The 12052-nt window shown below is 55.9% G+C and carries 12 protein-coding genes; 2 read left to right on the top strand and 10 right to left on the bottom strand.

Features of this window, described 5'->3' with window-relative positions; translation table 11 throughout:
• Position 1: 1 nt before the first annotated feature.
• Positions 2–901: an O-acetylserine/cysteine exporter gene (gene eamA / locus BJ887_RS07615; protein WP_020884160.1), complete on the bottom strand. Its 900-nt coding sequence runs from the start codon at positions 899–901 to the stop codon at positions 2–4.
• Between the two features lie 247 nt (positions 902–1148).
• On the opposite strand from eamA, the gene ydeE reads away from it, so the two are divergent.
• A complete protein-coding gene (gene ydeE / locus BJ887_RS07620) occupies positions 1149–2342 on the top strand; it encodes an efflux MFS transporter YdeE (RefSeq protein WP_121339685.1) in 1194 nt (397 codons plus the stop codon).
• A gap of 48 nt (positions 2343–2390) precedes the next feature.
• On the opposite strand, the gene zinT is transcribed toward ydeE, so the two are convergent.
• The 8 genes from zinT to BJ887_RS07660 form a co-directional block, all read right to left on the bottom strand.
• On the bottom strand, positions 2391–3029 hold the full coding sequence (gene zinT / locus BJ887_RS07625; RefSeq protein WP_121339745.1) for a metal-binding protein ZinT: 639 nt from the start codon (positions 3027–3029) through the stop codon (positions 2391–2393).
• Positions 3030–3081: 52 nt separating this feature from the next.
• On the bottom strand, positions 3082–3780 hold the full coding sequence (gene urtE, locus BJ887_RS07630; RefSeq protein WP_113656212.1) for an urea ABC transporter ATP-binding subunit UrtE: 699 nt from the start codon (positions 3778–3780) through the stop codon (positions 3082–3084).
• A gap of 9 nt (positions 3781–3789) precedes the next feature.
• The gene (urtD, locus tag BJ887_RS07635; RefSeq protein WP_020884163.1) at positions 3790–4587 is read right to left on the bottom strand and encodes an urea ABC transporter ATP-binding protein UrtD; all 798 of its coding nucleotides are present in this window, start codon (positions 4585–4587) and stop codon (positions 3790–3792) included.
• Complete coding sequence (urtC, locus tag BJ887_RS07640; protein WP_121339686.1) at positions 4587–5660, bottom strand: urea ABC transporter permease subunit UrtC; 1074 nt, start codon at positions 5658–5660, stop codon at positions 4587–4589. The genes urtD and urtC overlap by 1 nt, the downstream gene beginning before the upstream one ends.
• Complete coding sequence (gene urtB / locus BJ887_RS07645; RefSeq protein WP_121339687.1) at positions 5660–7234, bottom strand: urea ABC transporter permease subunit UrtB; 1575 nt, start codon at positions 7232–7234, stop codon at positions 5660–5662. The genes urtC and urtB overlap by 1 nt, the downstream gene beginning before the upstream one ends.
• 24 nt (positions 7235–7258) lie before the next feature.
• Complete coding sequence (urtA, locus tag BJ887_RS07650) at positions 7259–8530, bottom strand: urea ABC transporter substrate-binding protein (protein ID WP_020884166.1); 1272 nt, start codon at positions 8528–8530, stop codon at positions 7259–7261.
• Positions 8531–8733: 203 nt separating this feature from the next.
• Positions 8734–9837, bottom strand: a complete 1104-nt coding sequence (locus BJ887_RS07655) for a cobalamin-independent methionine synthase II family protein (RefSeq protein ID WP_113656209.1) — start codon at positions 9835–9837, stop codon at positions 8734–8736.
• A 156-nt stretch (positions 9838–9993) separates the two neighbouring features.
• Positions 9994–10407, bottom strand: a complete 414-nt coding sequence (locus BJ887_RS07660) for a rhodanese-like domain-containing protein (RefSeq protein WP_121339688.1) — start codon at positions 10405–10407, stop codon at positions 9994–9996.
• 73 nt (positions 10408–10480) lie between these two features.
• On the opposite strand from BJ887_RS07660, the gene ftrA reads away from it, so the two are divergent.
• The gene (gene ftrA / locus BJ887_RS07665; protein WP_032670382.1) at positions 10481–11482 is read left to right on the top strand and encodes a transcriptional regulator FtrA; all 1002 of its coding nucleotides are present in this window, start codon (positions 10481–10483) and stop codon (positions 11480–11482) included.
• A 158-nt stretch (positions 11483–11640) separates the two neighbouring features.
• On the opposite strand, the gene BJ887_RS07670 is transcribed toward ftrA, so the two are convergent.
• Entirely contained in the window at positions 11641–12003 is a 363-nt protein-coding gene (locus BJ887_RS07670; RefSeq protein ID WP_020884170.1) for a hypothetical protein, read from the bottom strand.
• Positions 12004–12052 lie beyond the last annotated feature (49 nt).

Consider the following 12052-nt stretch of genomic DNA (forward strand, 5'->3'; position numbering starts at 1 on the left):
CCTATCCTCTTGCCCGCGTTACCCGACGCACGCGCAAACCAAACACGTTGATGTACAGCCCGGCCATGATCAGCACGGCCCCCAGCAGCTGCAGCGCACTCAGCTTTTCATCGAGCAACAGCGCGGCGCTGGCCAACCCTACCACCGGCACCAGCAGGGATAACGGCGCCACGCGCCAGGTTTCGTAGCGACCCAGCAGCGATCCCCAGATCCCGTAACCAATAATGGTGGCCACAAACGCCAGGTAGATCAGCGATAAAATGGTGGTGAGATCGATTTCCACCAGGCTTTTCAGCATCACGTCCGGCCCATCAAAAATGAGCGCCGCAACCATAAACGGAACAATGGGGATCAAGGCGCTCCAGACCACCAGCGACATCACCTTCGGGCGCGCCTCATGCTGCATAATCAGCTTGTTGAAGATATTCCCGCAGGCCCAGCTCAGCCCCGCCGCCAGCGTTAACATAAAGCCCAGTAACGCCACGTGCTGCCCGTTCAGGCTGGCTTCTATCAGCACCAGCACGCCGAACACCGCAAGGGTGATCCCCGCCAGCTGTTTACCCTGCAGACGCTCGCCAAAGACAAACGCCCCGAGAATGATGGTAAAGAACGCCTGAGCCTGTAACACCAGAGAAGCCAGACCGGCGGGCATCCCGAACTTAATGGCGCAGAACAGAAACGCGAACTGGCCAAAGCTGATGGTCAGGCCGTATCCCAGTAAGAGTCTGAACGGAATTTTCGGGCGCGCGACAAAGAAGAGCGCCGGGAAGGCCACCAGCAGAAAACGCAAACCGGCCAGCATGAGTGGGGGCATGTTATGCAACCCAAGCTTGATGACCACAAAATTCAGACCCCATACGATGACCACCAGCAACGCCAGCAGCCCGTCTTTTCGCGTCATACTCTGCCCCTGAATGATTAAATTTTTGTAAACACTTCAAGGTAACGAAAAAAACATGCCACGAGAAGATCATTATTTCTGGCAGTCAACTGAAGCACTTACGGATAAATTAGGTGCTATACAAGCCCCTTATGTCGTGATACTCCTGATATATACCTAAAATAATACACGTTGCAGGATGGCGGCGAGCAAGCGCGGCCAGAATCTCTGCGGCTCAAAATACCAAACGCAATTGTCAGGCAGGAATATGAAACCATCACTCAGGCGCTCAACCGCAGCGCTGCTGGCGTCGTCGTTATTATTAACCATTGGTCGTGGGGCAACGCTGCCGTTTATGACCATCTATCTCACGCGCGTATTTAATATGAGCGTTGAGAATATTGGTTATGCCCTGACCATTGCGCTTACCGTCGGTGTGGTATTCAGTATGGGGTTTGGCATCCTCGCCGATAAGTTTGATAAAAAGCGCTACATGCTGATTTCTATCGTCGCCTTTATTGCCGGGTTTGTTGCTATCCCGCTGGTGGATAACGTCACGCTGGTGGTGCTCTTCTTTTCCCTGATTAACTGCGCCTATTCGGTATTTTCAACGGTGCTGAAGGCCTGGTTTGCCGATGTGCTGACCTCGAGCCAAAAAGCGCGCGTTTTCTCGCTAAACTATAGCTTCCTGAACATTGGCTGGACGATCGGGCCGCCGGTGGGCACCTTACTGGTGATGTACAGCCTGCAGCTGCCGTTCTGGCTGGCCGCTTTTTGTGCCGCACTGCCGCTCGGTTTTATCCATTTCTTCGTGCAAAAAAGCGTTGCGCTCGATGCCACCGAAGAGAAAATGCCGTGGCAACCGTCAGTACTGCTTAAAGACCGCGCCCTCTTCTGGTACACCCTTTCCGGCCTGCTGGCGTCGTATGTGGGCGGGTCATTCGCCAGCTGTATTTCGCAGTACGTGTTGGCTGCGAATGCCGACAGCAACTTTGCGCAAAACGTGGTCGCCGTGGTGCTGCCGGTGAATGCTGCGGTGGTCGTCACCCTGCAATACGTTATCGGTCGCAAGATCTCCACCACCAATATACGTCCGCTGATGACGGTGGGAACACTCTTCTTCGTCCTGGGTCTGGGCGGTTTTATGCTCTCCGGGGAAAACCTGGTCTACTGGGGCATTGCGGCAGCGGTGTTTACGCTGGGTGAGATTATCTATGCACCGGGCGAATATATGCTGATCGACAATATTGCCCCGCTGGGTATGAAAGCGAGTTATTTCTCTGCACAGGCGCTGGGCTGGCTTGGGGCGGCGGCAAACCCGATGATCACCGGTATTATCCTTACCAACCTGCCGCACTGGTCATTGTTTGCGATCATGATGGTTGCCATCGTGATTGCCTGGCTGATGATTTTGCGTGGAATGAGCGTGAAGGCGTGGTGCGAAATGCCGAAAGTGGCTTAAGTCCTCAACGCCGGGCGGCATGACGCCCACCCGGCATCGGGCAGGCCATTAATGGTGCAGCATCTCGTCTACCACCTGCTGTTTGTACATTTCGTTCGGGTAGTACGTCGGCCAGTTATCCATCTCTTTTAGCAGCGCCTCGTGGGAGGTGTTGCCCATAAAGATATGGAAATGGGAAGAGGCTTTTGGGGCGATGGTATGGTCGCTGAACTGGACAAACTTCGGCGCCTTGCTGTCCGGATCTTTACACTCGAACAGATAGCGAACCCCTTTCTTACCTGATGCATAAGTCAGGATCTTATAGCCGCTGTAATCATACTGGCAGCGACTGATAGCCTTACCTTTGTGGAATTCCATCACGTTGTTTTCGATGCCGATAGCCTCAACGTCCGTCGCATACCCTGTGCGATAGTAAGCTTTCACCTCGTCGAAGGATTTTTTATCCTTCTGCGCTTTCTGTTTAAAAACCGGATCCAGCGCGCCATCGAGCAAAAACGGATAGACGGATTGCCATGTCCCATCCCAGTCAGACAGCTTTCTGTCTTTGACGTCTTTATCCTCAAAGACGCCGTTCGCCGCCTTCTGTTCCGCTTCCGTCATCTGATGACCATGCGAATGGGCAAACAACTGACCGCTTACCAGCAGCGCCGCCAGAGTCATTGCAAATTTGCCAATATGTGCAGCCAAAACAAACTCCTCACTCCGTTTTATAAGAATGAGGATGTTATAATATAACATTTCAAATCGCAACCAGTCCGCGAACGCCCTCTTGTTCCATTGTATCGCCCCGTCCACGCTGAATGATGGTCCCGCGCGACATCAGCAGATAGCTGTCGGCAAGTTCAGCGGCGAAGTCGTAAAACTGCTCTACGAGCAGGATTGCCATATCCCCTCTGTCCGCCAGCTTGCGGATCACCAGGCCTATCTCTTTGATTACCGACGGCTGAATACCTTCCGTAGGTTCGTCGAGGATTAACAGCTGTGGCCGGCTCGCCAGAGCGCGACCAATCGCCAGCTGTTGCTGCTGACCACCGGAGAGATCGCCTCCACGACGATGCTTCATCTCTTTAAGCACCGGGAACAACTGCCAGATATCCTCCGGGACGCGCTTTGCGTCGCGGGCGGGGAAGCGTGACTGCCCGAGCAACAGATTCTCCTCGACCGTTAAGCGTGGAAAAATCTCACGCCCCTGCGGAACATAGGCCACACCGGACTGCACGCGCTGGTGCGGTTTGCTGTGGGTGATTTTTTTTCCCTGCCAGATAATGTCGCCTGTTTTTACCGGGATCAGGCCCATCAGACACTTGAGCAGCGTGGTTTTCCCCACCCCGTTGCGCCCCAGCAGACAGGTCACTTCACCGGTCGCCGCTTCAAAACTGACCCCGCGCAGAATATGACTACCGCCGTAATACTGATTCAGTTCGTTCACCTGTAACATGACGGCTCCTTAGCGTCCCAGATAGACTTCTATGACCTGCTCATTCGCCTGTACCTGGCGAAGTGACCCTTCCGCCAGCACGCGTCCCTGGTGCAGTACCGTCACGTGATCGGCAATGGTTTCGACAAAGCCCATATCGTGCTCGACCACCATCAGGGAGTGTTTGCCCGCAAGGGTTCTGAACAGCTCAGCCGTATAGTCGGTCTCCGCGTCGGTCATTCCGGCCGCCGGTTCATCCAGCAACAGCAGATGCGGGTCCTGCACCAGCAGCATGCCAATCTCCAGAAACTGCTTTTGCCCGTGCGAAAGCAGCCCGGCGCGGCGATCGCGCTCACCGCCAAGCCGCAGCAAGAGCAGCATCTCGTCAATACGATCCCGCTGCTCGCCGTTGAGTCTGGCCCGCAGGCTCGCCCAGACGGATTTGTCAGTTTTCATCGCAATCTCAAGATTTTCCCACACCGTGAGCGCTTCAAAGACCGTGGGCTTCTGGAACTTACGTCCGATGCCCTGGCGGGCGATCTCGGCGGGTTCAAGCGCCGTCAGGTCGATGGACTGATCGTACAGCGCTCTGCCGCTTTTAGGCCGCGTTTTGCCGGTAATCACGTCCATTAATGTCGTTTTTCCCGCACCGTTGGGGCCAATCACGCAGCGCAATTCACCCACGCCAATGTTCAGTGAGAGGTCCGTCAGCGCCTGAAAACCATCGAAATTCACGTTGATGGCTTCAAGCTGCAGTACCGGATCGGTCTGGTCGCGATAGCGATCCCCGGGTAACTGGCGGGTAAATAATCCTTCGGCTGGCTGCATTAGTGTTCTCCCTTACGAAACAGACCGTAGACACCGCGCGGTAAAAACAGCGTCACGGCGATGAAAATCAGCCCCAGAAACAGCTGCCAGTATTCCGGCAGGGCGACGGTAAAGATGCTCTTCGCACCGTTCACCAGCGCCGCGCCTATTACCGGGCCGACCAGCGTGCCGCGCCCCCCCAGCGCAACCCAGATGGCCGCTTCAATTGAGTTGGTTGGCGACATTTCACCCGGGTTGATAATGCCCACCTGCGGCACATACAGTGCACCGGCCAGACCGCAGAGTACGGCTGAAAGTGTCCACACCAGCAGCTTGAAACCACGGGGATCGTACCCGCAAAACGTCAGGCGGTTTTCGGCGTCACGCACCGCGGTCAGAATGCGACCGAACTTACTTTTCGCCAGCGCGAAGCCTGTGCCCAGCGCTACCAACAACAGAATCACGGTAGCCAGAAACAGCGCAATACGGGTGGTGGTCGCGGTAACGGAAAACCCGAGCAGCGTGGTAAAACCGGTAAAGCCGTTATTCCCGCCAAAGCCGGTTTCATTGCGAAAGAACAGCAACATCCCCGCGTACGTCAGCGCCTGGGTCATGATCGAAAAATAGACCCCTTTGATTTTTGAGCGAAAGGCAAACCAGCCAAACACCAGCGCCAGCAGCCCCGGCACCATCACAATTAATACCAGTGCCCAGACAAAGTGCTGCGTCCCCCACCAGAACCACGGCAGTTCACTCCAGGAGAGAAACGACATAAACGCGGGCAGCCCGTCACCCGCCGCCTGGCGCATCAGGTACATGCCCATCGCATAGCCGCCCAGCGCGAAGAAGATACCGTGCCCCAGGGAGAGCATTCCGGCATAGCCCCACACCAGATCGAGCGCCACGGCGACAATGGCATAGCAGAGGATCTTACCCGTGAGCGTGAGCATCCAGGTCGAGATCGCCAGCGGATGCGTCGCGGGCAGTAAGGCGAAAAACGGTAAAACCAGCAGGCAGGCCACGATCAGGCTACCGGCTATCTGCGTCGTGCGTGGCGCTTTGCGCGCCAGCGTTAAGGTAAGCGGCTGGCTCATCAGTCAGTAACCCTCCCTTTCAGTGCGAATAACCCCTGCGGACGTTTCTGAATAAACAGAATAATCGCCACCAGGATCAGGATTTTGCCCAATACTGCCCCCATTTGCGGTTCGAGAATTTTATTAAAGATCCCCAGCCCAAACGCCGCGGCCACGCTACCTGCCAGTTGACCCACCCCGCCAAGCACCACCACGAGGAACGAGTCGATGATGTAACCCTGGCCCAGTTCTGGCCCAACGTTGCCTAACTGCGATAACGCCACGCCCCCCAGACCCGCAATCCCCGAGCCAAGCCCAAAGGCCAGCATATCGACGCGACCTGTCGGTACCCCGCAGCAGGCCGCCATGTTGCGATTTTGCGTCACTGCGCGCACGTTCAGTCCAAGACGGGTTTTGTTCAGAATGAGCCACGTGAAGAACAGCACCAGCAGCACAAAACCCAGTACCACAATGCGGTTCCACGGCAGCGTCAGATTGGCAAACACCTGCACGCCACCGGACAGCCATGCCGGGTTTGCCACCTCCAGGTTCTGGGCACCAAACGTCATGCGTACCAGCTGAATAATCATCAGGCTAATACCCCATGTCGCCAGCAGCGTTTCCAGCGGTCGGCCATACAAATGACGAATAACGGTACGTTCGAGCACCATCCCGATGCTGGCGGTCACAAGAAACGCCACCGGCAGCGCAACGATCGGGTAGAGCGCCAGCCACTGTGGGGCGAAGCCGGCCATCACCTGCTGAACCATCCAGGTGGCGTACGCGCCCAGCATCAGCATTTCCCCGTGGGCCATGTTAATCACCCCCAGCAGGCCGTAGGTAATTGCCAGCCCCAGTGCGGCGAGCAACAGTACCGACCCCAGCGAGAGCCCCATAAACGCCTGACCAAGCAGATCGCCCCACATCAGGCGATGCTCAATCTGTTTCAGACTTTCGGCAGCGGCAGCACGTACGCCGGCATCCGGCTCCGATGCTGCCTGCGTATACGGCGTCAGCCGGGACTGGACGTCCGGATCGTCTGATTGCCCTAACAGCGCCACAGCGTTCAGGCGCACCGCAGCCTGCGGACTTGCCAGCTGGAGGTTCGCCAGCGCCAGCATCAGCGACTGACGGGCCACATCATCCGTTTCGCTGCTCACCCGCTTTTGCAGGAAATCGAGCATTTCAGGCTGCGCATCCCGCTGGAGTTGACGGGCTGCCGTACGCCTTTCCGTGACACTGTCACTCACGAGCTGATGGGTTGCCATTGCCGTCGCCACCAGATTGCGCAGCCGGTTGGTCAGACGCACGGCTTTGATTTGGCCTGCTGCGGCTTTTGTTTCACCCAGGGGAACCATTGCCCCCTGGCGTTGTGCAAACGCATGTTTCTGGCTGTCGATGTAGAGACTTTCACTCTGCAGCGCCTGGAGCAGCGGCAACCGTGCCGCCTCCGGCGCGGTTGCCCACTGTGTCAACAGTTCTGCCTGCTGGCTGCGACTGGCGGCCACGAATTGGTCGGCATCCGATGCCTGCACCATCCCTGGCAGCAGTCCGGTAAGCCACACAATAGCGATGATCGTGCGTATGGCGTTCATGACTTTTCTCCCTGCGGTGATAACTTAGTTGCTGGCGGTTTTCATCGGCTGATCGGGCTTTTTGTCATTACCGGCAATGAAGGGACTCCACGGCTGGGCGCGCACCGGCTGTTCCGTCTGCCAGACCACATTAAACTGGCCGTTACCTTCAATTTCGCCAATCATGACCGGCTTATGCAGATGGTGGTTGGTGGCATCCATGGTGAGCGTAAAGCCTGAAGGTGCCTTGAAGGACTGACCGGCCATTGCCGCCCGAACTTTATCGACGTCGGTGGTACCTGCTTTTTCAACCGCCTGCGCCCACATATGGATCCCGACGTAGGTGGCTTCCATCGGGTCGTTGGTGACCACGGTGTCGGCGTTCGGCAATTTGTGTGCCCTGGCATACGCTTTGTAATCCGCCACAAACGCCTGGTTGGTCGGGTTATCAACGGACTCAAAGTAGTTCCACGCCGCCAGGTTGCCCACCAGCGGTTTGGTGTCGATCCCGCGCAGCTCCTCTTCTCCCACGGAGAAGGCCACAACAGGAACATCGGTAGCTTTCAGGCCCTGGTTAGCCAGCTCTTTATAGAACGGAACGTTGGAGTCGCCGTTGATGGTGGAAACCACCGCGGTTTTCCCTCCGGCAGAGAATTTTTTGATACTGGAAACGATAGTCTGGTAATCGCTGTGACCAAACGGGGTGTATACCTCTTCAATGTCTTTATCTTCCACCCCTTTCGAATGCAGGAAAGCACGCAAGATTTTGTTCGTGGTGCGGGGATAAACGTAGTCGGTGCCTAACAGGAAGAAGCGTTTCGCGCTGCCTCCGTCTTCACTCATCAGGTACTCCACCGCCGGGATTGCCTGCTGGTTTGGCGCGGCACCGGTATAGAAGACGTTAGGTGACATCTCTTCGCCTTCATACTGCACCGGGTAGAACAGCAGTCCGTTCAGCTCCTCAAACACCGGCAGCACCGATTTACGCGACACCGACGTCCAGCAACCAAACACCACTGCCACTTTGTCCTGGCTCAGCAGCTGGCGCGCTTTTTCGGCAAACAGCGGCCAGTTCGAGGCCGGGTCAACCACTACCGGTTCCAGCTTCTTACCCAGCACGCCCCCTTTGGCGTTGATCTCATCGATGGTCATCAGCGCAACATCTTTAAGCGGCGTTTCGGAAATCGCCATCGTGCCGGAAAGGGAATGCATGATCCCCACCTTGATGGTATCGGCCGCCTGAGCGCCAAAACTCATCCCCATAGCTACGACAGACGCGGACAATGCGAAGGCTTTTAATAAGGTACGACGGTGCATATTTTCACTCCTGAAAAAGAAAGCTGTGCAAAGGCGTCCGTTACGGCGTGGACGCAGAAAATAAAAACGTCAGCTTAGAGAGAGCAAAAAGGATGCCAGGATGGATAAAGCGCTATGACAGGAGAAGTAACGAAGGATGTAAAAAGAACGACTCAGAATGGTACAGCGCTGCACTTTTATAATGCAGCGCTGTGGCGGAGGGTTTACCAGACTTCGCTGGCGATCTGCGTCACCAGGCGGACTTTGTCCCACTGCTGGGTTTCGCTCAGGCTGTTGCCCTCTTCGGTAGAGGCAAATCCGCACTGCGGGCTCAGGCAAATCTGCTCTTTAGCCACGTATTTCGCCGCCTCTTCCAGACGCGCCTTCACCCCTTCCGGGTTCTCCAGCTCGCCATTTTTGGTGGTGATAAGGCCGAGCACCACCTGCTGCTTGCCCGGGCGAACAAAACGCAGTGGCGCAAAATCACCGCTCCGGTCATTGTCGTACTCAAGGAAAAAGGCATCCACGTTGACCGTCCCGAACAGCACTTCAGCCACCGGCTCATAGCCCCCTTCGGAAATCCAGGTTGAACGGAAGTTGCCGCGACAGACATGCAGCCCGATGGTGAGATCGTCCGGCTTGCCCTCCAGTGCCTTATTCAGAACGCGGGCATATATACGCGCCAGCTCGTCGGCATCGTCACCACGCTCGTGGATCTGACGACGTTGTTCGTCCGAACAGAGATAGGCCCAGACGGTGTCATCCAGCTGCAGATAACGGCAGCCCGCGTCGTAAAACGCCCGGATCGCGTCCCGCCAGGTGGTCGCCAGATCGTCAAAATAGTCCTTCAGATCCGGGTAGACCGTCGCATCAATGTCTTTGCGTCCACCGCGGAAATGCAGCACGCTCGGGCTGGGAATGGTCATCTTCGGCTGAGCATTCCCGCTAATGCTTTTCAGGTAGCGGAAATCCTCCAGCATCGGGTGATCGCCAAAGCCCAGTTTGCCGGTCACGCGCACGCCGTGGGCTTTGGTCTGTACACCGTTGAACTGAATACCCTGCTGAGAATCGTAACGCTCAACACCCTGCAGACCGTCGAAGAAATCAAAGTGCCACCAGGCACGACGAAATTCACCGTCGGTCACCACATGCAAGCCACAGGCGCACTGCTGCTCAACAACATGGCGGATCGCCTCATCCTCAACCGCACGAAGCTGCCCGGCATCAATTTCGCCGCTGGCGAATTTCAGGCGAGCCTGTTTGATGGCATCCGGACGTAAAAAGCTGCCAACTACATCGGCGCGGTATGGGGCATGGTGTCGTTGCATGGAAATCTCCTCTATCTGCCGACAATAATTGCCTGCAGTGATAATTCATTATTTGAATCTTTAGACTTCTGGATGTCTAAATGTCCAAAAAAGATGTCATACCTGCCGCCAGCCGGCAAACGAGAAAATTTCACGGGTGTTGAAAAAAATTCATCTTCACAGTGCGGAGAGCGATTCCTGGCTCGCAAACTCAAACTTTTCATCTTCCCAGCCGGTGATCCCGCCGAGCATAATTTTCACCGGCAGCCCCAGACGCGCCAGCTTCAGCGCGGCTCTGTCCGCACCGTTGCAGTGAGGCCCGGCACAATAGACCACAAACAGCGTGCCGTCAGGCCACTGGGCCATGCGTTCGGCGATGATCTGACGCCACGGCATATGTAGCGCACCGGGAACGTGACGGCGGGCGAACTGCTGCGGGCTCCCGACGACGTGCAGCAGGACGAAATCCTGTTCGTGATTCGTGATGGCATGATGCACATCGGCGCAATCGGTCTCGACGCTCAGGCGGCGCAGAAAATGGGTAACGGCTTCCTGGGGTTCAGTAGCCGGAAATTCAGTAACATAACTCATGATCCTTCCTCATCTTTGGCGTTTGTGTTAACACTACTCTATCCACAAATTCAGCCCGTGAATGCGCTCGCTTATGCCAGAAAACAGCAAAAAGATGACAAACTTAAGACAGATTTCCCGCCCTCAGGTCATTGTGTTGGCGTATGACGGTTTGTGTACCTTTGAGTTTGGCGTCGCAGTAGAAATCTTTGGTCTGCCGCGTCCGGAGCTGGGAGACGAATGGTATCGTTTTGCCGTGGCGGGCGTAGACAGCGGTGAACTTCGGGCGACCGGCGGGATTCGCCTCATCACCGACGGCGATTTAACCCTGCTTGAGACGGCCGACCTGATCGTTGTGCCCGGCTGGCGAGGACTGGATTCACCGGTTCCGCCCGCGCTCTGCGCGGCATTACGTAAGGCCAATGCGCGGGGATGCCAGCTTTTGTCGATCTGTTCCGGCGTGTTTGTTCTTGCCGCTGCCGGGCTGCTGGATGGGCGTAAAGCCACAACGCACTGGCGCTATATTGAGGCGCTTAAGGCCCGTTACCCGGCCATCGAGGTGGTTGAAGATGTACTTTATCAGGACGACGGCGACATTCTTACCTCGGCGGGCAGCGCGGCAGGTATCGATTTATGCCTGCACGTAGTCCGGCGGGATTATGGGATGGAAATCGCCAACACCGTAGCGCGTCGTCTGGTCATTCCCCCGCACCGGGATGGCTCACAGCCGCAGCAGCTAAGCCGCCCGGTGGCGCAACTGCGCGAAAGTCAACGTCTCGGTCAGCTGTTTGATTTTCTGCACACCCATCTTGCCGTATCGCACAGCGTTGATTCACTGGCGCGTCGGGTCGGCATGAGTCAACGCACCTTTCTGCGCCGCTTTCAGGATGCGACCGGCACCACGCCCGCGCGCTGGCTGCTCAATGAGCGCCTGCTGAGGGCAAAAGATTATCTGGAAAGCAGTCGCTTAAGTATCGACAGCATCGCGGAGCAGACCGGATTCGGTCAGGCATCGACCCTGCGTCACCATTTTCGGCAGCAGTTCGCCCTTTCACCGGCCCAGTATCGCAAACACTATTCGCGTCCTGCCCGCTAGTGGCCGGATTGCAGACAAAAAAAACCGCCATAATATGGCGGTAAATGCTTGCATGGATAGATTTGTATTTTGGTCTCTACGTCCCGACACTCCATGGCCGAGCAGCGGATCTCTTACAAACTAACATCCATAGTCTCAATGAAAGGTAAACAGCCTGATTAACCCGCTTTGGTATTGATTTGCAAATAACGCATCAGACCCTGCTCCGCGCTCTGTTTTGCATCATCATTGATGGCTTCCAGATAAAACGAACGCGACACACCATACGGTGCTTTTTCAGACGGATAAACCGCGAACTCGAATGTTTTACCTCTTGCCTGATTGGTGCAGCCTAATTGCCAGCGCTGGTCATCAATTTTGGTGCTATTACAGGCCACGCGTCCGTAATCGCTGGTTAAATATGACCCAACACGCGCTTTCGCGGACTGAATATATTCTGGTTCGTCATTACTAATAGAGTAAATACCTGCACCCGCCCCAACAGCAACCACCAGCAGCGCAAGCGCTATCATTTTTTTCATTTAACAAGACCCATTCCTTAGCCAGAGTTTAACCATTATATAGGATTTA

Origin of the sequence: Enterobacter sp. WPR_3_1 (genome assembly GCF_003635055.1) — a bacterium.
GTDB classification, from domain to species: domain Bacteria; phylum Pseudomonadota; class Gammaproteobacteria; order Enterobacterales; family Enterobacteriaceae; genus Enterobacter; species Enterobacter ludwigii.

Coding starts and splice junctions, on each gene's coding strand:
- eamA (WP_020884160.1), bottom strand. CDS start 901: ATGACGCGAAAAGACGGGCTGCTGGCGTTGCTGGTGGTCATCGTATGG.
- ydeE (WP_121339685.1), top strand. CDS start 1,149: ATGAAACCATCACTCAGGCGCTCAACCGCAGCGCTGCTGGCGTCGTCG.
- urtE (WP_113656212.1), bottom strand. CDS start 3,780: ATGTTACAGGTGAACGAACTGAATCAGTATTACGGCGGTAGTCATATT.
- urtD (WP_020884163.1), bottom strand. CDS start 4,587: ATGCAGCCAGCCGAAGGATTATTTACCCGCCAGTTACCCGGGGATCGC.
- urtC (WP_121339686.1), bottom strand. CDS start 5,660: ATGAGCCAGCCGCTTACCTTAACGCTGGCGCGCAAAGCGCCACGCACG.
- urtB (WP_121339687.1), bottom strand. CDS start 7,234: ATGAACGCCATACGCACGATCATCGCTATTGTGTGGCTTACCGGACTG.
- urtA (WP_020884166.1), bottom strand. CDS start 8,530: ATGCACCGTCGTACCTTATTAAAAGCCTTCGCATTGTCCGCGTCTGTC.
- BJ887_RS07655 (WP_113656209.1), bottom strand. CDS start 9,837: ATGCAACGACACCATGCCCCATACCGCGCCGATGTAGTTGGCAGCTTT.
- BJ887_RS07660 (WP_121339688.1), bottom strand. CDS start 10,407: ATGAGTTATGTTACTGAATTTCCGGCTACTGAACCCCAGGAAGCCGTT.
- ftrA (WP_032670382.1), top strand. CDS start 10,481: ATGCCAGAAAACAGCAAAAAGATGACAAACTTAAGACAGATTTCCCGC.
- BJ887_RS07670 (WP_020884170.1), bottom strand. CDS start 12,003: ATGAAAAAAATGATAGCGCTTGCGCTGCTGGTGGTTGCTGTTGGGGCG.